At 59.6% G+C, this 24,395-nt stretch carries 22 protein-coding genes; 16 read left to right on the top strand and 6 right to left on the bottom strand.

The annotated features are described in order from the left end of the window. Positions 1 to 21: 21 nt before the first annotated feature. Positions 22 to 954 carry a sugar kinase gene (locus MC269_RS17860; RefSeq protein WP_239953209.1) on the bottom strand — a complete coding sequence of 311 codons (933 nt, stop codon included), beginning with the start codon at positions 952 to 954 and terminating at the stop codon, positions 22 to 24. A 279-nt stretch (positions 955 to 1,233) separates the two neighbouring features. Between MC269_RS17860 and pdeH the strand changes: the two genes are divergently transcribed. Beyond that, entirely contained in the window at positions 1,234 to 2,007 is a 774-nt protein-coding gene (gene pdeH, locus MC269_RS17855) for a cyclic-guanylate-specific phosphodiesterase (protein ID WP_081142792.1), read from the top strand. Between the two features lie 63 nt (positions 2,008 to 2,070). Continuing rightward, positions 2,071 to 4,131, top strand: coding sequence for an AsmA family protein (locus tag MC269_RS17850; protein ID WP_239953208.1), 2,061 nt, complete (start codon positions 2,071 to 2,073; stop codon positions 4,129 to 4,131). On the opposite strand, the gene ppiC is transcribed toward MC269_RS17850, so the two are convergent. Continuing rightward, entirely contained in the window at positions 4,132 to 4,413 is a 282-nt protein-coding gene (ppiC, locus tag MC269_RS17845; protein WP_081142763.1) for a peptidylprolyl isomerase PpiC, read from the bottom strand. It abuts the gene before it with no gap. Positions 4,414 to 4,487: 74 nt separating this feature from the next. On the opposite strand from ppiC, the gene rep reads away from it, so the two are divergent. Next, the gene (gene rep / locus MC269_RS17840; protein ID WP_239953207.1) at positions 4,488 to 6,509 is read left to right on the top strand and encodes a DNA helicase Rep; all 2,022 of its coding nucleotides are present in this window, start codon (positions 4,488 to 4,490) and stop codon (positions 6,507 to 6,509) included. Positions 6,510 to 6,524: 15 nt separating this feature from the next. Here rep and MC269_RS17835 read toward each other — a convergent pair whose 3' ends face one another. The 4 genes from MC269_RS17835 to rhlB all read right to left on the bottom strand — a co-directional run bounded on the left by MC269_RS17835 (position 6,525) and on the right by rhlB (position 10,082). Then, on the bottom strand, positions 6,525 to 6,815 hold the full coding sequence (locus MC269_RS17835) for a helix-turn-helix domain-containing protein (RefSeq protein ID WP_239953206.1): 291 nt from the start codon (positions 6,813 to 6,815) through the stop codon (positions 6,525 to 6,527). After that, entirely contained in the window at positions 6,812 to 7,144 is a 333-nt protein-coding gene (locus MC269_RS17830) for a type II toxin-antitoxin system RelE/ParE family toxin (RefSeq protein WP_239953205.1), read from the bottom strand. Before MC269_RS17830 ends, MC269_RS17835 begins: the two co-directional genes overlap by 4 nt. Before the next feature lie 154 nt (positions 7,145 to 7,298). Continuing rightward, positions 7,299 to 8,783 carry a guanosine-5'-triphosphate,3'-diphosphate diphosphatase gene (gene gppA / locus MC269_RS17825; protein WP_239953204.1) on the bottom strand — a complete coding sequence of 495 codons (1,485 nt, stop codon included), beginning with the start codon at positions 8,781 to 8,783 and terminating at the stop codon, positions 7,299 to 7,301. A 6-nt stretch (positions 8,784 to 8,789) separates the two neighbouring features. Further along, complete coding sequence (gene rhlB / locus MC269_RS17820; protein WP_239953203.1) at positions 8,790 to 10,082, bottom strand: ATP-dependent RNA helicase RhlB; 1,293 nt, start codon at positions 10,080 to 10,082, stop codon at positions 8,790 to 8,792. Between the two features lie 117 nt (positions 10,083 to 10,199). On the opposite strand from rhlB, the gene trxA reads away from it, so the two are divergent. The 13 genes from trxA to wzyE all read left to right on the top strand — a co-directional run bounded on the left by trxA (position 10,200) and on the right by wzyE (position 24,392). Next, positions 10,200 to 10,532: a thioredoxin TrxA gene (gene trxA / locus MC269_RS17815; RefSeq protein ID WP_081142752.1), complete on the top strand. Its 333-nt coding sequence runs from the start codon at positions 10,200 to 10,202 to the stop codon at positions 10,530 to 10,532. Between the two features lie 346 nt (positions 10,533 to 10,878). Next, positions 10,879 to 12,138: a transcription termination factor Rho gene (gene rho, locus MC269_RS17810; RefSeq protein ID WP_081142750.1), complete on the top strand. Its 1,260-nt coding sequence runs from the start codon at positions 10,879 to 10,881 to the stop codon at positions 12,136 to 12,138. A gap of 280 nt (positions 12,139 to 12,418) precedes the next feature. Beyond that, a complete protein-coding gene (gene wecA / locus MC269_RS17805) occupies positions 12,419 to 13,504 on the top strand; it encodes a UDP-N-acetylglucosamine--undecaprenyl-phosphate N-acetylglucosaminephosphotransferase (RefSeq protein ID WP_081142748.1) in 1,086 nt (361 codons plus the stop codon). Positions 13,505 to 13,520: 16 nt separating this feature from the next. Further along, a complete protein-coding gene (gene wzzE / locus MC269_RS17800; protein WP_081142746.1) occupies positions 13,521 to 14,573 on the top strand; it encodes an ECA polysaccharide chain length modulation protein in 1,053 nt (350 codons plus the stop codon). Next, positions 14,570 to 15,700: a non-hydrolyzing UDP-N-acetylglucosamine 2-epimerase gene (gene wecB, locus MC269_RS17795; protein WP_081142744.1), complete on the top strand. Its 1,131-nt coding sequence runs from the start codon at positions 14,570 to 14,572 to the stop codon at positions 15,698 to 15,700. The genes wzzE and wecB overlap by 4 nt, the downstream gene beginning before the upstream one ends. Further along, the gene (gene wecC / locus MC269_RS17790; RefSeq protein ID WP_239953202.1) at positions 15,697 to 16,956 is read left to right on the top strand and encodes a UDP-N-acetyl-D-mannosamine dehydrogenase; all 1,260 of its coding nucleotides are present in this window, start codon (positions 15,697 to 15,699) and stop codon (positions 16,954 to 16,956) included. Before wecB ends, wecC begins: the two co-directional genes overlap by 4 nt. Further along, positions 16,953 to 18,032, top strand: a complete 1,080-nt coding sequence (gene rfbB, locus MC269_RS17785; protein WP_239953201.1) for a dTDP-glucose 4,6-dehydratase — start codon at positions 16,953 to 16,955, stop codon at positions 18,030 to 18,032. Before wecC ends, rfbB begins: the two co-directional genes overlap by 4 nt. A gap of 22 nt (positions 18,033 to 18,054) precedes the next feature. Next, positions 18,055 to 18,936, top strand: coding sequence for a glucose-1-phosphate thymidylyltransferase RfbA (gene rfbA / locus MC269_RS17780; protein ID WP_239953200.1), 882 nt, complete (start codon positions 18,055 to 18,057; stop codon positions 18,934 to 18,936). Continuing rightward, positions 18,914 to 19,621, top strand: a complete 708-nt coding sequence (rffC, locus tag MC269_RS17775) for a dTDP-4-amino-4,6-dideoxy-D-galactose acyltransferase (RefSeq protein WP_239953199.1) — start codon at positions 18,914 to 18,916, stop codon at positions 19,619 to 19,621. The genes rfbA and rffC overlap by 23 nt, the downstream gene beginning before the upstream one ends. Beyond that, the gene (gene rffA / locus MC269_RS17770; protein ID WP_239953198.1) at positions 19,608 to 20,738 is read left to right on the top strand and encodes a dTDP-4-amino-4,6-dideoxygalactose transaminase; all 1,131 of its coding nucleotides are present in this window, start codon (positions 19,608 to 19,610) and stop codon (positions 20,736 to 20,738) included. Before rffC ends, rffA begins: the two co-directional genes overlap by 14 nt. Further along, on the top strand, positions 20,738 to 21,988 hold the full coding sequence (gene wzxE, locus MC269_RS17765; RefSeq protein WP_239953197.1) for a lipid III flippase WzxE: 1,251 nt from the start codon (positions 20,738 to 20,740) through the stop codon (positions 21,986 to 21,988). Before rffA ends, wzxE begins: the two co-directional genes overlap by 1 nt. Beyond that, positions 21,985 to 23,052, top strand: a complete 1,068-nt coding sequence (locus MC269_RS17760) for a TDP-N-acetylfucosamine:lipid II N-acetylfucosaminyltransferase (RefSeq protein ID WP_239953196.1) — start codon at positions 21,985 to 21,987, stop codon at positions 23,050 to 23,052. The genes wzxE and MC269_RS17760 overlap by 4 nt, the downstream gene beginning before the upstream one ends. Then, the gene (wzyE, locus tag MC269_RS17755) at positions 23,049 to 24,392 is read left to right on the top strand and encodes an ECA oligosaccharide polymerase (RefSeq protein WP_239953195.1); all 1,344 of its coding nucleotides are present in this window, start codon (positions 23,049 to 23,051) and stop codon (positions 24,390 to 24,392) included. Before MC269_RS17760 ends, wzyE begins: the two co-directional genes overlap by 4 nt. Positions 24,393 to 24,395: the final 3 nt, after the last annotated feature.

Raw genomic sequence — 24,395 nt, 5'->3', positions numbered from 1 at the left:
CCCGCCTGAACGAGGCGCATGTTATGCCGGCATTGCCGCCAGCGGAATAATCGCGCCGCGATGCTGGATCACCGTGCTGGCCGTCAGATGTCCGCGTTCGGCTGACGCCTGCGGCGAACCGCCCGTCAGGCGCTGCGACAGATAGCCCGCGCTGAAAGAGTCGCCGGCCGCCGTCGTGTCGACGATACGCGCCGGATCGAGGCGCACCGCAGGCACGTCAATCAGCGCATCGTCGCCGATCGCCACTAGACATGAATCCGCGCCGCGCTTGATCACGATCTCGCTGGCGCCCGCTGCGCGCGTGCGCTCAATCACCGCGCTTAGCGGCTGTTCGCCCCACAGCAAATGTTCGTCGTCCAGCGTCAGAAAAGCGATGTCGGTGCGCTGCAGCATCGCCTGATAGGCCTGCTGCGCGCTCGCCTTGTCCGCCCACAGGCGCGGACGATAGTTGTTGTCGAAAATCACCTGGCCGCCGTTGGCGCGGCAGCGATCCAGCAGCGCCATCAGCTTTTCACGGCTGTCGGCGGGCAGGATCGCCAGCGAAATCCCGCTCAGGTAGAGATAGTCGTAATGCGCCAGCTCATCGACGACAGCGGCGGAGTGCGGCGCGTCGAGCCAGTAGCGCGCGGCGGCGTCGCTGCGCCAGTACCAGAAGGTGCGTTCGCCTTTATCATCAGTTTCAATGACGTACAGGCCGGGCATTTTGTTTTCCAGCCGCTGGATCAGGCGGGTATTGACCCTTTCCTGCTGCCAGGCGGCGATCATCTGATCGCTGAAAGAGTCGATGCCCAGCGCCGTCACATACTCAACGTGCAGCTGCGCCTCGTCCACCTGGCGCGCCAGATAGACCGCAGTGTTGAGCGTGTCGCCGCCAAAGCCGCGTTTAATGTTCTCACCCTTCTCGGACAGCTCAATCATGCATTCGCCGATAATGGCTATTTTTTTATGCGTCATGGTATTTGGCCTGCAGTGAAATAGTCTCTTAGTCTCGCGTCCTGTATGGCAGACGTCAATGATTTTAAAACACCGTTTTAATTCCACTTAAGTAAGAAAAAGCGGGTCTTAGCGGCAATTTAGCCGTCAAAGCCGGGCTTTTTTTCACGATTGCGCCCGATTCCGGTTGGTACACTCTGTAGTCTTATGTGACCAGAAGGTGAATAAAGTTATCCTGGCGATAGCCGATACTTGCCGCTGAGTTGTCACATGGCACTCGCCAACAACCAGGAAAAAACCATGGTGATGAAGAATATTAGTCATCGGCTACCTTCTTCAACTGACATCAACCCACGACAGGAAGCGCGTCTCTTCTGGCAGCAATGCCAACGATTCTACACTTTCCAGCCGATATACCAGGTATCGGGCCGGTTGCTGGCAATTGAAATCCTGACCGCGGTAACGCATCCGACCGCGCCGGAGAAGCGACTATCGCCGGAGTCCTACTTTGAGGCGCTGGCGATTAACCAGCGGCTGCACGTCGTCCATGAGCAGCTGACGCTGCTGAAAGAGTGGCAGCCCTTTTTTTGCGACAACCAGATCGTCGCCTCGGTGAATATCGACGGCCCCACGCTGATGGCGATCCAGCAGCATGCGCCGATCCGCCGTTTGATTACCGCGCTGCCGTGGGTGCGCTTCGAGCTGACCGAGCATCACGCGCTGCCGCAGGAAGAGATGATCGCGCAGATGCCGGAGCTGGGCCCGCTGTGGCTGGATGATTTCGGCTCTGGCATGGCGAACTTTTCGGCGCTCACCGAGCTGAAATATGACTACATCAAGCTGTCGCGTGAGCTGTTTATCCTGCTGGGTAAAACCAGTGAGGGCAAAGCGCTCTTTTCCATGCTGCTGGCGTTGATCAACCGCTACTGCAACGGCGTGATCGTCGAAGGCGTCGAAACCGCCGAGGAGTGGCAGCAGGTCTGCTGTTCGCCCGCGATGGCGGCGCAGGGCTACTTTTTTTCGCGGCCGGTCCCTTTTTCACAACTTAATCATCTGCCGCTTCAGCTTGCCTGATGCCGTTCCACAGCGTCTCGACTATCTTTAACGGAGACTGTGGAAAGGCAAGGAGGAAGCGAAATGTCGCGCACGGGAAAAGTTGTTAGCTGGATAGTCGGGATTTTTTTGTTGCTGGTGGTGGTGATCGTGGTGATCATTGCGACCTTTGACTGGAATCGACTGAAACCTACCATCAACCAGAAGGTCTCGACCGAACTCAATCGACAGTTCGCCATTCGCGGCGATCTGGGCGTCGCCTGGGAACGCAACCGCGAAGAGCCGGGCTGGCGCAGCTGGATACCCTGGCCGCATGTGCATGCGCAGGACATCATTTTAGGCAATCCGCCCGAGATGGCGGAGGTAACGATGGTGCACCTGGAGCGCGTCGACGCCACGCTGGCGCCGCTAGCGCTGCTGCACAAAGAGGTCTATATCCCGTGGATCAAGCTGCAGCAGCCTGACGCGCGGCTGATCCAGACCGCCGACAAGAAAAACAACTGGACCTTCAATCTCGCCAATAGCGAAAATCCCGATCCCAACGCGCCGCCTTCTGCCTGGTCTTTCCGCCTCGACAATATTCTGTTCGACCAGGGCCAGCTGCGCTACCGCGACGCGGTGAACAAAGCGGACGTGACGGTTAAAATCAATCCGCTCGGCAAGCCGGTGCCCTATGGGCAGATCGCGGGCGGCAGCGACACGCAGAAAGGCGCGGGCGACTTTGTTTTCGGCTGGGACGCGCGCGGCACCTATAACAGCGAGCGGCTGGAAGGGGAAGGCAAAATCGGCGGCATGCTCTCGCTGCGCAGCAAAACCACGCCGTTCCCGATTCAGGCCGATGTGCGCAACGGCACCACGCGCGTGCAGGTGACCGGCGGCGTGCAGGACCCGATGAATCTTGGCGGGCTGGACGTGCGGCTGCGCTTCTCTGGCGACACCCTCGCCAATCTCTATGGTTTGACCGGCGTGCTGCTGCCTGACACGCCGCCCTATGAAACCGACGGCCACCTGATGGCCCGTTTCGCCGGCAAGAAAGGGCCGGAGTACCGTTATGAAAACTTTAACGGCCACATCGGCGACAGCGATATTCATGGCTCGCTCACCTACACCCAGGGCAAACCGCGCCCGACGCTGGTCGGCGAGCTGAGTTCGAAGCAGCTGCGCATGGCGGATCTGGGGCCGCTGATCGGCGTCGATTCCGGCAAAGGCAGCGCGAAAACCGAACAGGCGAAGGCGAAGCGCGGCGAAAAATCGACACAGCCCGCCGATCGCGTGCTGCCGCACGACAAGTTCGATACCAAAAACTGGGACATGATGGATGCCGACGTGAAGTTCAGCGGCAAGCGCATCGAGCACGGCAGTTCGCTGCCGCTCAGCGATCTCTATACCCACCTGCAGCTGAAAAATGGCGATCTGCTGCTCGATCCGCTGCGCTTTGGCATGGCGGGCGGCGCGCTGAACAGCACCATCCATCTTGAGGGCGACAAATCGCCGATGCGCGGCCGCGCCGATATCCACGCGCGTCGCCTACATCTGCGCCAGCTCTTTCCAGACGTCGAAGCGATGCAGCGTAGTCTGGGCCAGCTAAATGGCGACGCCAGCTTTACCGGCACCGGCAATTCAGTGGCGGATCTGCTGGCGACCAGCAACGGCCAGCTCAAGCTGCTGATGAATGACGGATTAATCAGCCGCAGTCTGATGGAGATCGCCGGGCTCAACGTCGGCAACTATGTGGTCGGCAAGCTGTTTGGCGACGATGAGGTGCGCATCAACTGCGCCGCGACGGATGTGAAGCTGCAGAACGGCCTGGCGACGCCGAATCTCTTTGTGTTCGATACCGAGAACGCGGTGATCAACGTTACCGGCAACGCCAACTTCGCCAACGAGCGCATGGATCTCTCTATCAATCCTGAGAGCAAAGGCATCCGCATTGTGACACTGCGTTCGCCGCTTTACGTGCGTGGCACCTTTAAAAATCCCGACGCCGGCGTGAAGGCGGGGCCGCTGCTGGCGCGCGGCGCCGCCGCCGTGGCGCTCGGCGCCGTGGTCGCACCCGCCGCCGCGCTGCTGGCGCTGATTAGCCCGAGCGACAATGAAGATAACCAGTGCAGCAACGTGCTGCAGCAGATGAAAAGCAAGAAGTGATCAGCTGCGGTAGAGCACTTTAATGATGTGATAGCCAAACGCGGTTTTCACCGGCCCAAACGGTTTCAGCAACGGGCAGGTGAAAACCGCTTTATCAAAGGCCGGCACCATCTGGCCCTGGCGAAACTCCCCCAGATCGCCGCCGTTGCGCCCGGAAGGGCAGGTCGAGTGTTTCTTCGCCAGCTGCTGAAAACTGGCACCCTTTTCCAGCTGCGCCAGCAGGTCGTGAGCCTGCTTCTCCTCTTTCACCAGGATGTGTAAAGCCGCCGCGGTTTTCGCCATGATAGTCCTCTGATTGTGTATACTGACCGCCCATTATTTCATCCTCCTCCCTTTTTACTGAGCGATTTTTTACTATGCGTTTAAACCCCAGCCAACAACGCGCCGTCGAGTTTGTTACCGGCCCCTGTCTGGTACTGGCGGGAGCGGGATCGGGCAAAACCCGCGTCATCACCAATAAGATTGCCCACCTGATCCGCGAATGCGGCTACCAGGCGCGCCATATCGCGGCGGTTACCTTTACCAATAAAGCCTCGCGCGAGATGAAAGAGCGCGTCGCGCAGACCCTCGGCAAAAAAGAGGCGCGCGGCCTGATGATCTCTACCTTCCATACGCTGGGGCTGGAGATTATCAAGCGCGAATATGCCGCGCTGGGAATGAAGTCGAACTTCTCGCTGTTCGACGACACCGACCAGCTGGCGCTGCTGAAAGAGTTGACGCAGCCGTGGCTGGAAGAGGACAAGACGCTGCTGCAGCAGCTGATTTCCACTATCTCCAACTGGAAGAACGACCTGGTGGATCCGCCGCGTGCCGCCGCGCTGGCGCGCAGCGAGCGCGACAGTATCTTCGCCCACTGCTACAGCCTCTACGATCAGCATCTGAAGTCCTGCAACGTGCTCGACTTCGACGATCTGATCCTGCTGCCGACGCTGCTGCTGCAGCGCAATCAGGAGGTTCGCGAGCGCTGGCAGCAGCGCATTCGCTACCTGCTGGTGGATGAATATCAGGACACCAACACCAGCCAGTATGAGCTGGTAAAGCTGCTGGTGGGCGCGCGGGCGCGTTTTACCGTGGTCGGCGACGACGATCAGTCGATCTACTCCTGGCGCGGCGCGCGGCCGCAGAACCTGGTGCTGCTAAAAGAGGATTTTCCAGCGCTGGAGGTGGTCAAGCTGGAGCAGAATTACCGCTCGTCGCAGCGCATTCTGAAAGCGGCGAACATCCTGATCGCCAACAACCCGCACGTGTTTGAAAAGCGCCTGTTCTCCGAGCTGGGCGTCGGCAGCGAACTGAAAGTGCTGACCGCCAACCATGAAGATCACGAGGCGGAGCGCGTCGCAGGCGAGCTGATCGCCCACCACTTTATTAACAAGACCCAGTATAAGGATTACGCCATTCTCTATCGCGGCAACCACCAGTCGCGGGTGTTTGAAAAGCTGCTGATGCAGAACCGTATTCCCTATCGCATCTCCGGCGGCACCTCGTTTTTCTCGCGGCCGGAGATCAAGGATCTGCTCGCCTATCTGCGCGTGCTCACCAATCCAGATGACGACAGCGCGTTTCTGCGCATCGTCAACACGCCGCGTCGCGAGATCGGCCCGGCGACGCTGCAAAAGCTGGGCGAGTGGGCGAACCTGCGCAACAAAAGCCTGTTCAACGCCAGCTTCGACGTTGGCTTAGGGCAGACGCTGAGCGGGCGCGGCCTGGAGCATCTGCAGCGCTTTACCCACTGGCTGCAGGAGATCGTGCAGATGACCGAGCGCGAGCCGGTCAACGCGGTGCGCGATCTGATCCGCGGCATCGACTACGAAAGCTGGCTGTTTGAAACCTCTGGCAGTCCGAAAGCGGCCGAGATGCGGATGAAGAACGTCAATACGCTGTTTCAGTGGATGACGGAGATGCTGGAGGGCAGCGATATCGACGAGCCGATGACCCTGACCCAGGTGGTGACGCGCTTTACCCTGCGCGACATGATGGAGCGCGGCGAGAGCGACGAAGATCTCGACCAGGTGCAGCTGATGACGCTGCACGCCTCGAAAGGGCTGGAGTTCCCCTATGTCTTCCTGGTTGGCATGGAAGAGGGGCTGCTGCCGCATCAGAGCAGCATCGACGAGAACAATATCGAAGAGGAGCGCCGTCTGGCCTACGTCGGCATTACGCGCGCGCAGAAAGAGCTAACCTTTACGCTCTGCCGCGAGCGGCGTCAGTATGGCGAACTGGTGCGCCCGGAGCCGAGCCGGTTTCTGCTGGAGCTGCCGCAGGATGACGTTATTTGGGAAACCGAGCGCAAAGTGGTCAGCGCCGAAGAGCGAATGAAGACCGGACAGACGCGGGTCGCCGGTCTGCGGGCGATGCTGGAAAAGGCGAAAAAGGGCTAAACGCCCTTTTTGCGATCAGGCCGCCGTCGGCTCGCTGATTTCGATGTGTTTAATCATCAGCCCGGCATGCGCCATCATGCCGATCAGCTTATCAATACTGAACAGATTGATTTTACCGCGTGCCAGCTCGGATATTCTCGGTTGGGTAACGCCCAAAGCGAGGGCGGCTTCAGCCTGACTAAGCTGCCGCTTTTCGATCCAGCTATTTAAAAACGTCATCAGATGGGAGCGGATTTTCATATTTGCCGCTTCCTCTGGCGTATCGCCTAGCGCATCCCAGACGCTGTCAAAGATTTCGATTTTCATTGATTACGCTCCTGAAGCAGTGCGTGATAACGCTGTCGCGCCAGTCGGATATCCTGCAGGCTGGTGGCCTGCGTTTTTTTCTGGAAGCAGTGCAGCACATATATGGCTTCAGCAAATTTTGCGACGTAGACGACCCGCCAGATGCTTTCCTCACTCACGACGCGAATTTCCTGCACGTCTGGCCCGACGACGGAGAGAGGTTTCCAGTTATCAGCCGTCAGGCCCTGCTGAACTCTGTCCAGCTGGTAACGGACCTGCTGGCGAACAGGTTCTGGAAAGCCGATTAAGTCTTTGCGGCTGCTGCCCATAAAGGCAATTGGCTTGCGCATTCCATGCCTCATTATACGTAATTTTGTATAATGGCGTACTACAAATTAGATATTAAAACGCGAGCGCGAAATAGCCGGCTTGCGCGATGGCTCGCATAGTCTGCTTTACAGGGGGGAGAAAAAGGCGAAAAAGGGCTAAACGCCCTTTTTGCGATCAGGCGATGGTCAGCGGCCAGTGTACGTAAGACTGATAGTGGCTCTCCTGCTCAAGCAGCTCGGCGCGCAGTGGATGCGCTGCCAGCCAGCCTGAAGGCAGCGACAGGCGCAGCTCGTCGTCGCTGGCCTGCAGGCGCACCGCAGGCAGCGTATCGTCGCGGCGGCGGCTGGAAAAGAGGATCGCCAGCCGCAGCAGGCGGCACAGGCGCTCTGCCAGGCGCGGCGGCAGGGCGTTCTGCTGAGTCAGCAGCGCCAGGTCGATGCTGCCGCTCTGGTTTTGCAGCAGACAGGCCAGCAGCTTCTTTTGCGCGGGCGTAAAGCCGGGCAGATCGAGATGGCGTACCAGATAGGCGGCATGCTGCGGCGCCTGGCGAAAATCGACGCTGAGGCCGATTTCATGAATTGCGCTGGCGCTGAGCAACAGCTCCCGACAGCGCTGATCCAGCTTCCATGCGCCGCTTACCTGACGGAAAAAGAGGTCCGCCAGCTGGCGCACCCGCGCCGCCTGATCCACATCGATGGAAAAGCGACGCTGCACGTTCTGCAGGGTGCGGCTGCGAATATCGCGATCGACCGGCAGATGCAGCATGCCGTAAACCAGCCCTTCGCGCAGCGCGCCGCCGGCCAGCGTCATGCTCTCAATACCGAGTTCCTGGAAGACCGCAATCAGGATCGACAGCCCGCTGGGGAAAACCAGCGCGCGCTCCAGCGTCAGTCCTTCAATCTCCAGCTCTTCCAGCTTGCCGCACTGAATGGCGCGCTGTTTCAGCTGCTGGAGCTTGCTCAGGGTGATGCGCTCGTCCATACCTTGCGCCACCATGATCTCCTGCAGCGCCTGCACGGTGCCGGACGCGCCAACGCAGGCTTCCCAGCCGTGCGCGCGCAGCGGCGCGACCACGGCACGGAGCATCTCGCGCGCGGCCAGTTCGGCGGCGGCGAAATTCTCCTGCGCCAGATGGCGGTCGCTGAAGAAGCGCTCCAGCCAGGTGACGCAGCCCATCGACAGGCTAAACAGCACCGACGCGTGCGAGCCGTCGCCGGTGGCCAGCTCGGTGCTTCCGCCGCCGATGTCGACCACCAGCCGCTTGTCCGATCCGCCGGTGGTATGCGCGACGCCCTGATAAATCAGGCGCGCCTCTTCTTCACCGCTGATAACGTTAACGGGGCAGCCGAGAATCTGCTGCGCGGTAAAAAGGAATTCGGCGGCGTTGGCCGCAAGGCGCAGCGTGGCGGTCGCCACCACGCGGATCTGCTCAGAGGGAATGTCCTGCAGCTGCTCAGAAAAGAGCTTCAGACACTCCCAGCCGCGCGTCATCGCCTCAGCGGAGAGATGGTTGTTCTTATCCAGGCCGGCAGCCAGGCGCACCTTGCGCTTAATGCGCGCGACGGTCTGAATGCTTCCGGACACTTCGCGCACCACCAGCATATGAAAGCTGTTGGATCCCAGATCGATCGCAGCATAAAGTGACGATGCGCTTAGCATGGCGGATTAACCCGAACGTTTACGGTTGTTGTTACGCGGCGCTCCACGACGATTCGCGTTGTTGCCGCCGCGGCGCGGACCGTTGCCGGTGCGAGGGCGAGCCAGACGCTTCGGCGGCGGCAGCTCGCTCATCAGCGCGTCGCTGTTGTACTTGCTGACCGGAATGCTGTGGCCGATGTACTCTTCGATCGCCGGCAGATTCAGCGCGTACTCTTCGCAGGCGAGGCTGATAGAGTGTCCGCTAGCGCCCGCGCGACCGGTGCGGCCGATACGGTGAACGTAATCTTCGCGATCGTCAGGCAGATCGTAGTTAAAGACGTGCGTGACCGCAGGAATATGCAGACCGCGCGCCGCCACGTCGGTGGCAACCAGGATATCGACGTCACCTTTGGTAAAGTCGTCCAGAATGCGCAGACGCTTCTTCTGCGGCACGTCGCCGGTCAGCAGGCCGACGCGATGGCCGTCCGCCGCCAGATGGCCCCAGATATCTTCGCAGCGATGCTTGGTGTTGGCGAAGACGATGGCGCGATCCGGCCACTCTTCTTCCAGCAGCGTCTGCAGCAGGCGCATTTTTTCTTCGTTCGACGGGTAGAACAGCTCTTCTTTAATGCGGTGACCCGTTTTCTGCTCTGGCTCCACCTCAACGTACTCGGCGTTGTTCATGTGTTCGAAAGCCAGTTCGCGCACGCGCCAGGAGAGCGTGGCGGAGAAAAGCATGCTCAGGCGCTGCGTTGCAGGCGGCATACGGCGGAATAGCCAGCGGATATCTTTAATAAAGCCGAGATCGAACATGCGATCGGCTTCGTCCAGCACCAGCACCTGGATCGCGCCCAGGTTGATATGGTTCTGTTTCGCGTAGTCGATCAGACGACCCGTGGTGCCGACCAGAATGTCGACGCCGTCGGCCAGCACTTTCAGCTGCTTGTCGTAGCCGTCGCCGCCGTAAGCCAGACCGAGTTTGAGGCCGGTGGCCTGCGCCAGCGGTTCGGCGTCGGCGTGGATCTGCACAGCCAGTTCGCGCGTTGGCGCCATGATCAACGCACGCGGCTGATTGATCTGACGGCCTTCCTGCGCCGGGTGAGTGAGAAGATGATGAAACGTCGACGTCAGGAACGCCATCGTTTTGCCGGTACCGGTTTGCGCCTGGCCTGCAACATCACGCCCTGAAAGCGTAAAGGGCAGGGCTAACGCCTGAATAGGCGTGCAGTGATGAAAGCCTTTAGTATCAAGGGCTTCCACGACCAGAGGGTGCAGGGCGAAGTCGGAAAACTTCTGTTCTGTTAAGTGTGTTTTGCTCATAGTGTGGTAGAATATCAGCTTACTATCGCTTTACGAAAGCGTATCCGATGAAATAAAGTCAACCTTCGTTGGTAAACTTTACGCCAATTCGCCAGGCATAATCTTGTGGAGTAATACATGAGCAGCGATAAAATCGTTCACCTCACCGATGACAGTTTCGACGCAGACGTTCTGAAAGCAGACGGCGTCACGCTGGTTGATTTCTGGGCTGAATGGTGTGGTCCTTGCAAAATGATCGCGCCGATCCTCGACGAAGTTGCCGAAGAGTACGACGGTAAGCTCACCATCGCCAAGCTGAACATTGACGACAACCCGGGCACCGCGCCGAAGTACGGCATCCGCGGCATCCCGACGCTGCTGCTGTTCAAAAACGGTGAAGTGGCCGCCACGAAAGTCGGCGCGCTGTCTAAAAGCCAGCTGAAAGAGTTCCTGAACGCCAACCTGGCGTAAGCAGGGCCGAACGTTCGGCGGTGGTGAATTTTCTTCCACTGCTGGACGTTCTCATTTTAGCGTGCTAAGTTACTTTCACTGCATTACGCACTTACCTTGTAGTTTGCATCTTAACGTTTTCCTTTGTTAAACCCTGAAGCACGTTCCGTATGCAGCGGTTTAGCAATTCTGACGGTTAGCACCAACTTTGGCATCGCATTTCAACCGTCTCTCTCGCTTCCAGTCGCCATCCCTGACGATGATCGTCGAGAAGAGTTGAAAGCGCCATTAACAGGCATGGAATATTAAGCCATACCATTCACGACCAACATTTCGAGAATTACCCCGAGTTTAAGAACCCATCACTATGAATCTTACCGAATTAAAGAATACGCCGGTTTCTGAGCTGATAACCCTCGGCGAAAATATGGGGCTGGAAAACCTGGCGCGTATGCGCAAACAGGATATTATTTTCGCCATCCTGAAACAGCACGCGAAAAGCGGCGAAGACATCTTCGGTGATGGTGTGCTGGAGATACTGCAGGACGGATTTGGTTTCCTCCGCTCCGCAGACAGCTCCTACCTTGCCGGTCCCGATGATATCTACGTTTCTCCCAGCCAAATTCGCCGTTTCAACCTTCGCACTGGTGACACCATCTCCGGCAAGATCCGTCCGCCGAAAGAGGGCGAACGCTATTTCGCGCTGCTGAAGGTTAACGAGGTCAACTACGATAAGCCGGAAAACGCCCGTAGCAAGATCCTGTTCGAAAACCTGACGCCGCTGCACGCCAACAGCCGTCTGCGCATGGAGCGCGGCAACGGTTCGACCGAAGACCTCACCGCACGCGTGCTGGATCTGGCCTCGCCGATCGGTCGCGGTCAGCGCGGTCTGATTGTCGCGCCGCCGAAAGCGGGTAAAACCATGCTGCTGCAGAACATCGCGCAGAGCATCGCCTACAACCATCCAGACTGCGTGCTGATGGTGCTGCTGATCGACGAACGTCCGGAAGAAGTGACCGAGATGCAGCGTCTGGTCAAAGGCGAAGTCATCGCCTCTACCTTCGACGAACCGGCTTCGCGCCACGTTCAGGTCGCCGAGATGGTGATTGAGAAGGCGAAGCGTCTGGTTGAGCATAAGAAAGACGTGATTATCCTGCTCGACTCCATTACCCGTCTGGCGCGCGCCTACAACACCGTCGTGCCGGCATCCGGTAAAGTCCTGACCGGTGGTGTTGACGCCAACGCCCTGCATCGTCCGAAGCGCTTCTTCGGCGCCGCGCGTAACGTGGAAGAGGGCGGTAGCCTGACCATTATCGCGACCGCGCTGGTCGATACCGGTTCGAAGATGGATGAAGTGATTTACGAAGAGTTTAAAGGCACCGGTAACATGGAGCTGCATCTCGCGCGTAAAATCGCTGAAAAACGCGTCTTCCCGGCGATTGACTACAACCGCTCCGGTACGCGTAAAGAAGAGCTGCTCACCTCTCAGGAAGAGCTGCAGAAGATGTGGATCCTGCGCAAAATCATTCACCCAATGGGCGAAATCGACGCAATGGAATTCCTCATCAACAAGCTGGCGATGACCAAAACCAACGACGAATTCTTCGATATGATGAAGCGCTCGTAATCCCGCTGCGGCTAACCGAGACGGGCAAACCGACTTTTTTAGCTTAAATGGGCAGGAAATCGCGCTAACGCCACGTCTTAACGTGGCGTTTTTTATTTGTGCGCATTAGGATTACCGCTGGCAGGAGCATTTATAATGACTGTGGCGCCAGCGTGCAAAAAATCACCATTCGCGCGCTGTCGGAAGCAGAATTCGGACTCGGGATGAAAGGCAAAAACATGCAGTTTGTTTATCCTGTCCCTGATTTTAGCTGAGAGCGTTTAACGTGAATTTACTCACTATGAGTACTGAGCTGGGCCTTACTTTTCTATTTTCTTTAGTCTTTATCTTTTTTGCGCGCAAAGCGGCTAAAAAAATAGGTCTGGTCGATACGCCCAATTCTCGTAAACGCCATCACGGCGCCATTCCGCTGGTCGGCGGCATCTCGGTGTACGCCGGCATCTGCTTTATGTTTCTTATCACCCGCTTTTATCTGCCGCACGCTACGCTCTATTTGATCTGCGCCGGATTGCTGGTGCTGGTCGGTGCGCTCGACGATCGCTTCGACATCAGCGTGAAAATCCGCGCAGTGGTGCAGGCCGCCGTCGCGGTGGCGATGATGGTGGGCGCCAAGCTCTATCTGCTTAGCCTTGGCTTTATTATCGGCCCGGTGGAGCTGGTTGTCGGGCCGTTCGGCTACGTGCTGACCCTGTTTGCCGTCTGGGCCGCGATTAACGCCTTTAATATGGTGGACGGCATCGACGGTTTGCTGGGCGGACTCTCATCCGTCACCTTCGCCGCCATGGGGATTATTCTCTGCTTTGACGGGCAGTTCAGCCTCGCCATGTGGTGTTTTGCGATGATCGCCGCCACGCTGCCCTACATTCTGCTTAATCTCGGTTTCCTTGGCCGCCGCTACAAAGTCTTTATGGGCGACGCGGGCAGCACCATGATTGGCTTCACTATTATCTGGATCCTGCTGGAAACCACGCAGGGGTTAAGCCATCCCATTACGCCCGTGACCGCGCTCTGGCTGATTGCCATTCCGTTAATGGACATGGTGGCTATTATGTATCGCCGCCTGCGTAAGGGCATGAGCCCGTTTTCCGCCGACCGTCAGCATATCCACCACCTGATCATGCGCGCCGGCTTCACGTCGCGTCAGGCGTTTGTGCTGATTACCGTGGCCGCCGCGATCCTCGCCGGCATCGGCGTGCTCGGCGAATACCTCGCCTTCATCCCCGAATGGGTGATGCTGGTGCTGTTTATGATGGCGTTTATGCTGTACGGCTATTGCCTGAAACACGCCTGGCGCGTGGCGCGCCTGATCCGTCGTATAAAGCGTCGTCTGAACGCCAGAAGCGACGCAAAGAAAAAATTACCCTGATAAGGATTGCCTTGTTATGACCTCTGAGGTTGCAGAGAACGAACTGGATATTCGCGGCCTGGGCTGCACGCTGTGGCGCGGCAAGCGCTGGATTATCGGCCTTGCGCTGCTGTTTGCGCTGGTCGCCTGGCTCGCGTCGCTGCTGATGAAACAGGCGTGGAGCACCACGGCGATCACCGATCGTCCTACGGTGAATATGCTCGGCGACTATTACGCGCAGGAGCAATTCCTGAATAACCTCGACGTGCGCAACAATACGCTCAATCTGGCGGCGCCTTCGCCAACCATTATGGATGAGGTCTATCAGGAATTTATTATGCAGCTGGGCGCCTGGGATACGCGGCGCGACTTCTGGCAGCAGACCGACTACTACAAAAGCCGCCGTTCGGGCAACGCGCACAACGACGCCGCGCTGCTGGACGATATGGTGGCGAATATCCAGTTTCTGCCCGCCGACGCGGCGCGCAACACGCGCGACAGCGTGAAGCTGATTGCGGAGAGCGCCGGCGACGCCAACAATCTGCTGCGTCAGTACATCGCCTTCGCCAGCGAGCGCGCGGCGCGCCACCTCAACGGCGAGCTGAAAGGCGCCTGGCAGGCGCGCGGCGAGCAGCTGCAGGCACAGGTGAAGCGCCAGGAAGATGTGGCGAATGCGGTTTTCCAGCGTCAGCAGCATCGGCTGCAGCAGGCGCTGAAGGTCGCCAGCCAGCAGGGGATCCATGAAAACCGCTCGGGCGACGCGCGCGAGCCTATCGCCGACAGCGACCTCTTCCTGCTGGGCGAGCCGCAGCTGCAGGCGCAGCTGGAAACCCTGCAGGCGACCGGCCCGACTTACGATATCAGCTACGATCAAAACAGGGCGATGCTCACCACCCTGAGCGCCGGACCGACACTTAACCGCACCTTCCAGACCTACCGCTACCTGCGGACGCCGGAAGAGCCGGTGTCGCGCGACAGCCCGCGTCGTCTGTTTATGATGATTATGTGGGGCGCATTAGGCGCATTGACCGGCGCAGGCGTGGCGCTGGCGCGTCGCTCCGGCGCCCGATCAGCGAGAGAAACCGCGTGAAAGTGCTTACAGTATTCGGGACTCGCCCGGAGGCGATAAAAATGGCGCCGCTGGTGCAGGCGCTGGCGCAGGATCCTGCGTTCGACTCTCGTCTGTGCGTCACGGCGCAGCATCGCGAGATGCTCGATCAGGTGCTGCGCCTGTTTGCGCTGCAGCCAGATTACGATCTGAACGTGATGCGCCCGGAGCAGGGACTGACAGAGATTACCTGCCGCATTTTGCAGGGCATGAAAACCGTGCTGCTCGACTTCAAACCAGACATCGTGCTGGTGCACGGCGATACCACCACCACGCTGGCCGCCAGCCTGGCGGCGTTTTACCAGCAGATCCCGGTCGGTCATGTGGAAGCGGGGCTACGCACCGGCGATTTGACCTCGCCCTGGCCGGAAGAGGGCAACCGCAAGCTGACCGGTCATCTTGCCCGCCTGCACTTTACGCCCACCGAGCGTTCGCGCCACAACCTGCTGGCGGAGAATCTGCCCGACGCGCGCATTTTTGTCACCGGCAATACGGTGATTGACGCGCTGCTGTGGGTGCGCGATCGGGTAATCGCCGATCCCAGCCTTAACGCGCAGCTCGCCGGGCACTATCCTTTCCTCGACAGCGAGAAAAAGCTGGTGCTGGTCACCGGCCATCGCCGGGAAAGTTTCGGCGAAGGGTTTGAGCGCATCTGCAGCGCGCTGGCGCGCATCGCGCGTCAGCACCCGGATGCGCAGATCGTCTATCCGGTGCACCTTAACCCAAACGTCAGCGAGCCGGTAAACCGCATTCTCAGCGGCATCGACAATATCGTGCTGATCGAGCCGCAGGAGTATCTGCCTTTTGTCTGGCTGATGAACCGCGCCTGGCTGATCCTCACCGACTCCGGCGGCATTCAGGAAGAGGCGCCGTCGCTGGGCAAACCGGTGCTGGTGATGCGCGACGCCACCGAGCGTCCCGAAGCGGTCGACGCCGGCACCGTGAAGCTGGTCGGCACCGATGTGGAGAAAATCGTGGCCGAAGTTGGCCTGTTGCTAAGCGACGAGGCGGCGTGGCAAACCATGAGCCGCGCCCACAACCCTTACGGCGACGGCAACGCCTGTCAGCGCATTCTGCAAGCCTTAAAAGATACCCGAGTTGACCTATGAGTTTTGACACCATTTCCGTGATTGGACTGGGCTATATTGGGCTGCCGACCGCAGCCGTTTTTGCGTCGCAAAAGAAAAACGTGGTGGGCGTGGATATTAACGCCCGCGCGGTAGAGACCATTAACCGTGGGGCGATCCATATCGTCGAGCCCGCGCTGGATAAAGTGGTGCACGAGGCCGTGACGCAGGGCTATTTGCGCGCCACCACGCAGCCGGAAGCGGCGGATGCGTTTCTGATTGCGGTGCCGACGCCCTTTATGGCGGATCACCAGCCCGACCTGCGCTTTGTGAAGGCGGCGGCGGAATCGATCGCGCCGGTGCTGAAAAAAGGCGACCTGGTGATACTGGAGTCTACCTCGCCGGTCGGCGCGACGGAGCAGATGGCGGAGTGGCTGGCGGTGACGCGTCCGGACCTGCGCTTCCCGCAGCACGGCGGCACGCCGGATATCTTTATCGCCTACTGCCCGGAGCGCGTGCTGCCGGGCAAAATTATGCAGGAGCTGATCCACAACGATCGCGTCATCGGCGGCATGACGCCCGCCTGCTCGGCGCAGGCCAGCGCGCTCTATCGCCTCTTTCTGCAGGGCGAATGTGTGGAAACCAACGCGCGCACGGCGGAGCTGTGCAAGCTGACGGAAAACAGCTTCCGCGACGTTAATATTGCCTTCGCCAATGAGCTGTCGCTGATTTGCGCCGATCAGGGGATCAACGTCTGGGAGCTGATCGCGCTGGCGAACCGCCATCCGCGCGTCAATATTTTACAGCCTGGGCCTGGCGTCGGCGGCCACTGTATCGCGGTCGATCCCTGGTTTATCGTGGCGCAAAACCCGTCGCTGGCGCGGCTGATCCGCACCGCGCGCGAGGTGAACGACAGCAAGCCGCACTGGGTGCTGAATCAGGTCAAAACAGCGCTGGCCGACTGCCTGACGCAGAGCGGCAAGCGCGCGGATGAGGTTGTTATCGCCTGCTTCGGCCTGGCGTTTAAGCCCAACATTGACGACCTGCGTGAAAGCCCGGCGATGCAGGTGGCGCAGATGATCGCCGAATGGCATCGCGGCCAGAGCTGGGTGGTGGAGCCGCATATCGACGCGCTGCCCGCCGCGCTTGGCGACAAGGCGACGCTGGTCTCGTGCGAGCAGGCGCTGGCGCAGGCCGACGTGCTGGTGATGCTGGTGGATCACGATCGGTTCCGCGCCGTCGAGGCGTCGCAGGTGACGCAGCGCTGGATAGTGGATACGCGAGGAGTATGGCGGTGAAGCAGTTTTTAATCACCGGCGGCGCGGGTTTTATCGGCTCGGCGCTGGTGCGTTTTCTGATTGAAGAGACGGATCACCGCATTGTGGTGGTGGACAAGCTCAGCTATGCGGGCAATCTCGCTTCGCTGGCCAGCGTGATGCAGGACGCGCGCTTCGCTTTCGAACAGGTCGATATCTGCGATCGTCCGGCGCTGGACGCGGTGTTTGCGCGCTATCAGCCAGACTGCGTCATGCACCTGGCGGCAGAGAGCCACGTTGACCGCTCCATTGACGGCCCCATCGCCTTTGTCGAAACCAATATTGTTGGCACTTATCAACTGCTGGAGGCGGCGCGCGGCTACTGGAAGGGGCTAGAAGGCAAGCGACGCGAGGCCTTTATCTTCCATCATATCTCCACCGATGAAGTGTTCGGCGATCTCCAGGATCCCAATGCGTTCTTTACTGAAACCACGCCCTATGCGCCAAGCAGCCCCTATTCTGCGACCAAAGCCAGCAGCGATCACCTGGTGCGCGCCTGGCTGCGTACCTATGGCCTGCCCGTCATTGTCACCAACTGCTCGAACAATTATGGCCCCTGCCATTTCCCGGAAAAGCTTATTCCGCTCACCATCATCAATGCGCTAGCGGGCAAACCGCTGCCGGTTTACGGCAACGGCGAGCAGGTGCGCGACTGGCTGTATGTTGAAGATCACGCACGTGCGCTCTATCGCGTAGTGAGCAGCGGTAAGGTTGGCGAAACCTATAATATTGGCGGGCATAATGAGCAGCGCAATATCGACGTGGTCAACACTATCTGCGATTTGCTGGAGCAACTGGCGCCGGAGCGTAAAGCCGCTGGCCTGGCGCACTACCGCGATTTAATCACCTTTGTCGCGGATCGCCCCGGGCACGACCAGCGCTACGCTATCGACGCCAGCAAGATTGCGCGCGAGCTGGGCTGGACGCCGGCGGAAACCTTCGAAAGCGGCATGGAGAAAACCGTGCGCTGGTATTTAAACAATCATCCCTGGTGGCAGGCCATTCTGGACGGGCGCTATCGCGGCGAACGGCTCGGCCTGGCCGCGTCGCGCCCATGACGGCGTCAGAGGAGCGGAAGCGATGAAAGGTATTATTCTGGCTGGCGGATCAGGCACGCGTCTTCATCCCATTACGCGCGCGATCTCTAAACAGCTGCTGCCCGTGTATGACAAGCCAATGATCTACTATCCCCTGTCGGTGCTGATGCTGGCGGGCATTCGCGACATTTTGCTGATCACCACGCCAGAGGACCGCGATCATTTTGTGCGCCTGCTGGGCGACGGCAGCGAATTCGGCATTCGCCTTAGCTATGCGGTGCAGCCCAGCCCGGATGGCCTGGCGCAGGCCTTTATTATCGGCGAAAGCTTCATTGGCGGCGATAACTGCTGCCTGGTGCTGGGTGATAATCTCTATTTCGGTCAGGGATTTAGTCCCAAGCTAAACAAAGTCGCCGCGCGCGCGCAGGGCGCCACGGTGTTCGGCTATCAGGTAATGGATCCCGAACGCTTCGGCGTTGTGGAGTTTGACGACGCGTTTAACGCCATCTCAATCGAAGAGAAACCCAGCGCGCCGAAATCGCGCTGGGCGGTAACGGGCCTCTATTTTTACGATAATCAGGTGGTCGAGTTTGCAAAGCAGGTGAAGCCTTCTGCGCGCGGCGAGCTGGAAATTACCGCCATTAACCAGATGTATCTGGCGCGCGGCCAGCTCTCCGTCGAGCTGTTAGGGCGCGGTTTCGCCTGGCTCGATACCGGCACGCACGACAGCCTGATTGAGGCGAGCACCTTTGTACAGACGGTGGAAAAACGTCAGGGTTTCAAAGTCGCCTGTCTGGAAGAGATTGCCTGGCGCAACGGCTGGCTGAGCGACGAGCAGCTGCGCGCCGCCGGCGAGGCATTAACGAAAACCGGCTACGGCCAGTATCTGCTGGATCTGCTGCATGCCCGCCCACGTCAGTATTAACCCCCTCGCCTGGGAAAGCGCCTTTTTCGGCTGCGCCACGGCGCGACTCGATCTGGACGGTGAGCTGCCGCTGGAGGATGCGCTGCGGCATCCCACTGATTTATGGCAAATCAAAGTGCCCGCTGACCGGCTTGAGGCGATCGACGTCCTCTGCCAGCACGGCTTTCAGCTGGCGGAAGGCGAAGCCGATCTGGCTATCACCATTAAACGCACCGAACGCCAGCCCGGCATCCGCATCGCCCGCGAGTCGCAAATCGCGGATTTGCGCGCGGCGGCGGCGCAGATTTTCGTGCAGAGCCGTTTTCGCGCGCCCTGGTTTGCCGCGGACGCCAGCGCGCGCTTTTACGCGCAGTGGATTGAGAACGCGGTGCGCGGCACCTTCGATCATCAGTGCCTGATCGCCAGCGACGCGTCCGGCGCGCTGCAGGGCTTTATCTCGCTGCGTGAAACGGAAGGCGACGTGCGCGTCGGGCTGCTGGGCGTGCTGCCGCACGCGCAGGGCAACGGCATTGGGCAGCGCCTGCTGCTGGCCGGCGCAGACTGGGGGCGGGTGCGTCAGCTCGCGCATCTGCGCGTCGCGACGCAGCTCAGCAATCTGACGGCGATGCGCCTCTATTTACGCAGCGGTGCGCGGCTGGAAAGCACCGCTTACTGGTTCTACAGGAAAGGTCATGATCCCATTTAATGCGCCGCCGGTTGTCGGCAGCGAACTCGAATATATGCAGTCGGCGATGGCCAGCGGCAAGCTATGCGGCGACGGCGGCTTCACCCGCCGCTGCCAGCAGTGGATGGAGCAGCGCTTCGGCTGTAAAAAGGTGCTGCTGACGCCCTCCTGCACCGCCTCGCTGGAGATGGCGGCGCTGCTGATCAATATTCAGCCCGGCGATGAAGTGATTATGCCGAGCTACACCTTCGTCTCCACCGCCAACGCCTTTGTGCTGCGCGGCGCGACCATTGTTTTCGTGGATATCCGTCCCGACACGCTCAACATCGACGAAAGCAAAATCGAAGCGGCGATTACTGAGAAAACACGCGCCATCGTGCCGGTGCACTATGCGGGTGTCGCCTGCGAAATGGATGCGATTATGGCGCTGGCGGCGAAGCATCAGCTCTTTGTGATCGAGGACGCGGCGCAGGGGGTGATGTCGCGCTACAAAGGGCGCGCGCTGGGCACCATCGGCCATATCGGCTGCTTTAGCTTCCACGAAACCAAGAACTACACGGCGGGCGGCGAAGGCGGCGCGACGCTGATCAACGATGCGGCGCTGGTAGAGCGCGCCGAGGTTATTCGTGAAAAAGGCACCAACCGCAGCCAGTTTTTCCGCGGTCAGGTGGATAAGTATACCTGGCGCGATATCGGCTCCAGCTATCTGATGGCGGATCTGCAGGCGGCCTATCTGTGGGCGCAGCTGGAAGCGGCGGAGCGCGTGAATCAGCAGCGCTTGCGCCTGTGGCAGCGCTACTACGACGCGCTGCAGCCGCTGGCGGCGCAGGGACGTCTCCAGCTGCCGTCGCTGCCCGACGCCTGCGAACACAATGCGCATATGTTCTATATCAAGCTGCGCGACAGCGACGATCGTCAGGCGCTGATTAGCTGGATGAAAGAGGCGGAGATCCTGACGGTGTTCCACTATATCCCGCTGCACAGCTCGCCAGCGGGCCAGCAGTTTGGCCGTTTCCACGGTGAAGATCGTTTTACCACCGTCGAAAGCGAACGTCTGCTGCGTCTGCCGCTGTTTTATAACCTGACGGACAATAACCAGAATACGGTTATCAGTTCTCTGCTGAGCTTTTTCGCCTGATGTCGCTGGCAAAAGCGTCGGTGTGGACGGCTTCGTCCACGCTGGTGAAAATTGCCGCCGGGCTGCTGGTGGTCAAACTGCTGGCGGTGAGTTTCGGCCCGGAAGGCGTCGGGCAGGCGGGTAACTTCCGTCAGCTGATTACCGTGCTCGGCGTGCTGGCCGGCGCTGGCATCTTCAACGGCGTCACCACCTACGTCGCGCAGTATCAGCATCAGCCGGCGCCGCTGCGCGCGCTGCTGGGCACCGCGTCGGCGATGGTGCTGGGCTTTTCCACGCTGCTGGCGCTGCTGTTTCTGCTGGCCGCCGCGCCGATTAGCCAGGCGCTGTTCGGCCATACCCGCTTTAAAAATGTGGTGCGCATCGTTGCCTTTCTGCAGTTCGGCATCGCCTGGGCCAATCTGGCGCTGGCGCTGCTGAAAGGCTATCGCGACGCGCGCGGCAACGCGCTGGCGCTGATCGTCGGCAGCCTGCTCGGCGTTGCGGCCTATGCGCTCAGCTGGTGGATCGGCGGCTATTCGGGCGCGCTGGTGGGCTTTGCGCTGGTGCCTGCGCTGGTGGCGGTGCCGGCATTCGCGCTGCTAAAGCGACGCGTGCCGCTGCCGCTCGGCTGGCTAAAACCCCAGTGGCAGCCAGACGTTGCGCGCCGCCTGGCGAAATTTACCCTGATGGCGCTGATTACATCGGTAACGCTGCCGGTCGCCTGGATCATGATGCGCAATCTGCTGGCGCAGCACGACGGCTGGGCGCAGGTCGGCCTGTGGCAGGCCGTCACCAGCATCTCCGACGCCTGGCTGCAGTTTATCACCGCCACCTTCAGCGTCTGGCTGCTGCCGACGCTGGCGCGGCTGGAGCAGAAGCGCGATATCGCCCGGGAAATCGGCCGCGCGCTGCGCTTTGTCTTACCTGCCGTGGCGGCGATCGGCTTTTGCGTCTGGCTATTGCGCGACGTGGCGATCTGGCTGCTGTTTTCGCCTGCGTTTCACGCCATGCGCGATCTCTTTGTCTGGCAGCTGTGCGGCGACGTGTTTAAGGTTGGCGCCTATGTCTTTGGCTATCTGGTGATTGCCAAAGCGTCGCTGCGTTTCTATATTCTGGCCGAAATTAGCCAGTTTATCTTGCTGACGCTCTTCTCGCGCTGGCTGATCCCGCTGTCGGGCGTTACCGGCGCGGCGCAGGCCTATATGGCGACCTATCTCCTTTATTTCGCGCTCTGCTGCGGCGCATTTATGATTTATTACCGGAAAAAATGACGTTAATTCACGTGCTGGGATCGGATATCCCTCATCACAATCACACGGTGCTGCGCTTTTTCAACGATGTTTTAAGCGCAGAGCTGCCGGCCGACCCGCCGCGCCAGTTTATGGTGGTCACGCAGCAGCCTGCCGCGCTCGCCGCCTTCGACAATCTGCGCATTGAAACTTTTAGCTCGAAAAAGGCGCTGGCGCAGGCACTGATCGCGCGGGCAAAAAACCGCGAACAGCGTTTTTTCTGTCACGGGCAGTTTAATCCCGGCATCTGGCTGGCGCTGCTGAGCGGTAAGCTTCGCCCGAGCCAGATCTACTGGCACGTCTGGGGCGCGGACCTCTATGAGGAGTCGCGCAGCCTGAAGTTTCGCCTGTTCTATCTGCTGCGACGCATCGCGCAGGGGCGCGTGGCGCAGGTTTTCGCCACCCAGGGCGATCTGCACTATTACCAGCAGCGCCATCCGCGCGTGCCCGCCGCGCGGCTCTATTTCCCGACGAAAATGGGCCCGGCCGCGCCGCAAAGCACGCCTGACGAGCGCTTTACCATTCTGCTGGGCAACTCCGGCGACGCCAGCAATCGCCATATCGACGGCCTTAAGGCGATTTGTGAACAGTTTGGCGAAGCGGTGCGCGTGCTGGTGCCGCTGGGCTATCCGCCAGACAATGCGGCCTATATCAACGAGGTGGCGGCGGCGGCCGAGCGACTCTTTCCTGCGGGACAGGTCGAGCTGCTGCGCGACAACCTCGCCTTTGATGACTATTTAGCGCTGCTCGCGCGCTGTCATTTAGGTTATTTTATGTTCGAACGCCAGCAGGGCATCGGCACGCTTTGCCTGCTGATTCAGGCTAACGTGCCCTTTGTGCTTAACCGGCGCAATCCGTTCTGGCGCGATATCAGCGAGCAGGGGCTGCCGGTGTTGTTCAGCAGCGATGCACTGGATTACGCGAGCGTGGCGGAAGCGCGCCGACAGCTGGCGAGCTGCGATAAGCAGGCTATCGCCTTTTTTGCCCCTGGCTATATAACCGGCTGGCGCGACGCGTTGCGCCATTGTGAAGGGGAGTCGTCATGAACCTCATGCAGTTTAGCGGTCTGCTGGTGGTTTATCTGCTGTCGCTGGGTTTTATTCTGACCCTGACCTGGCGGGAGTTCAGGCGCGTGCGCTTTAATTTCCACCTTTTTTTCACCCTGTTGTTTTTGCTGACTTTCTACTTTGGCTTTCCGCTGACCTGCGGGCTGGTGTTCCGCTTTAACGTCGAGGTGGTGCCGCCGGAGTATCTGTTGCAGGCGCTGCTGTCGGCGACGGCGTTCTACGCCGTCTATTACGTCAGCTATAAGGTGCGGCTCCGTCCTGCGGCGGTGCCGCGCGCCAGGCCCTGGCTGCAGATGAACCGTGTGGAGACCCATCTGACCTGCGTTCTGCTGGCGCTGGTGGCGATCGGCACGGTGACGGTGTTTTTCCTGCACAACGGCTTTCTGCTGTTTCGCCTCACCGCCTACAACCAGATTTTTTCCAGCGAAGTCTCCGGCGTGGCGCTGAAGCGCTTTTTCTATTTCTTTATCCCTGCGATGCTGATCCTCTATTTTCTGCGTCCGACGCAGCGTAACTGGCTGCTGTTTCTGCTGGTAACGGTGGCGTTCGGCCTGCTGACCTATGCGCTGGTCGGCGGCACGCGGGCGAATATCATCATCGCCTTTGCGCTGTTTTTGTTTATCGGCATTACGCGCGGCTGGATCAGCCTGTGGATGCTGGCGGCGGCGGGCGTGCTGGCGATTGGCGGCATGTTCTGGCTAGCGCTGCGGCGCTATAACCTTAACGTGTTCGGTGAAGAGGCGGTTTACACCTTTCTTTACCTGACGCGCGATACCTTTTCGCCCTGGGAGAATCTGGCGCTGCTGCTGGAGAACTACTCTAAGATCGAGTTTCAGGGGCTGGCGCCCATCTGGCGCGACTTCTATGTCTATATTCCCGGCTGGCTCTGGCCGGGCAGGCCGTCGATGGTGCTCAACAGCGCCAACTATTTTACCTGGGAAGTGCTGAACAACCATTCAGGCCTGGCGATTTCGCCCACGCTGCTGGGCTCGCTGCTGGTGATGGGCGGCATCTGGTTTATCCTGCCGGGCGCGGTGGCGGTCGGACTGATTATTAAGGGCTTCGATACGCTCTATATACGCGGGCGTGACGCCGACAACCGCTACAGCGGCGCGATTATGCAGAGTTTCTGCTTTGGCGCGGTATTCAATATGATTGTGCTGGCGCGCGAAGGCGTGGATGCGTTTGGCTCGCGCGTGGTTTTTTTCGCTTTGATTTTTCTGGCCTGCCTCGGCGTGGCGAAGATGCTGTTCTGGCTGCTGGATCGCGCCGGGCTGATTCGACGTCGTGGCGGTCAGGTTTTACATAGCCCAACTTAACGC

Origin of the sequence: Pantoea sp. Z09, from assembly GCF_022394795.1 — a bacterium.
GTDB lineage: Bacteria > Pseudomonadota > Gammaproteobacteria > Enterobacterales > Enterobacteriaceae > Pantoea > Pantoea latae.
This window is presented reverse-complemented; position numbering and strand designations above follow the sequence as displayed.

What these genes read in the sequence shown, in the direction of transcription:
- MC269_RS17860 (WP_239953209.1), bottom strand. Translation starts at nt 954, where the DNA reads ATGACGCATAAAAAAATAGCCATTATCGGCGAATGCATGATTGAGCTG.
- pdeH (WP_081142792.1), top strand. Translation starts at nt 1,234, where the DNA reads ATGGTGATGAAGAATATTAGTCATCGGCTACCTTCTTCAACTGACATC.
- MC269_RS17850 (WP_239953208.1), top strand. Translation starts at nt 2,071, where the DNA reads ATGTCGCGCACGGGAAAAGTTGTTAGCTGGATAGTCGGGATTTTTTTG.
- ppiC (WP_081142763.1), bottom strand. Translation starts at nt 4,413, where the DNA reads ATGGCGAAAACCGCGGCGGCTTTACACATCCTGGTGAAAGAGGAGAAG.
- rep (WP_239953207.1), top strand. Translation starts at nt 4,488, where the DNA reads ATGCGTTTAAACCCCAGCCAACAACGCGCCGTCGAGTTTGTTACCGGC.
- MC269_RS17835 (WP_239953206.1), bottom strand. Translation starts at nt 6,815, where the DNA reads ATGAAAATCGAAATCTTTGACAGCGTCTGGGATGCGCTAGGCGATACG.
- MC269_RS17830 (WP_239953205.1), bottom strand. Translation starts at nt 7,144, where the DNA reads ATGCGCAAGCCAATTGCCTTTATGGGCAGCAGCCGCAAAGACTTAATC.
- gppA (WP_239953204.1), bottom strand. Translation starts at nt 8,783, where the DNA reads ATGCTAAGCGCATCGTCACTTTATGCTGCGATCGATCTGGGATCCAAC.
- rhlB (WP_239953203.1), bottom strand. Translation starts at nt 10,082, where the DNA reads ATGAGCAAAACACACTTAACAGAACAGAAGTTTTCCGACTTCGCCCTG.
- trxA (WP_081142752.1), top strand. Translation starts at nt 10,200, where the DNA reads ATGAGCAGCGATAAAATCGTTCACCTCACCGATGACAGTTTCGACGCA.
- rho (WP_081142750.1), top strand. Translation starts at nt 10,879, where the DNA reads ATGAATCTTACCGAATTAAAGAATACGCCGGTTTCTGAGCTGATAACC.
- wecA (WP_081142748.1), top strand. Translation starts at nt 12,419, where the DNA reads ATGAGTACTGAGCTGGGCCTTACTTTTCTATTTTCTTTAGTCTTTATC.
- wzzE (WP_081142746.1), top strand. Translation starts at nt 13,521, where the DNA reads ATGACCTCTGAGGTTGCAGAGAACGAACTGGATATTCGCGGCCTGGGC.
- wecC (WP_239953202.1), top strand. Translation starts at nt 15,697, where the DNA reads ATGAGTTTTGACACCATTTCCGTGATTGGACTGGGCTATATTGGGCTG.
- rfbA (WP_239953200.1), top strand. Translation starts at nt 18,055, where the DNA reads ATGAAAGGTATTATTCTGGCTGGCGGATCAGGCACGCGTCTTCATCCC.
- rffC (WP_239953199.1), top strand. Translation starts at nt 18,914, where the DNA reads ATGCCCGCCCACGTCAGTATTAACCCCCTCGCCTGGGAAAGCGCCTTT.
- rffA (WP_239953198.1), top strand. Translation starts at nt 19,608, where the DNA reads ATGATCCCATTTAATGCGCCGCCGGTTGTCGGCAGCGAACTCGAATAT.
- wzxE (WP_239953197.1), top strand. Translation starts at nt 20,738, where the DNA reads ATGTCGCTGGCAAAAGCGTCGGTGTGGACGGCTTCGTCCACGCTGGTG.
- MC269_RS17760 (WP_239953196.1), top strand. Translation starts at nt 21,985, where the DNA reads ATGACGTTAATTCACGTGCTGGGATCGGATATCCCTCATCACAATCAC.
- wzyE (WP_239953195.1), top strand. Translation starts at nt 23,049, where the DNA reads ATGAACCTCATGCAGTTTAGCGGTCTGCTGGTGGTTTATCTGCTGTCG.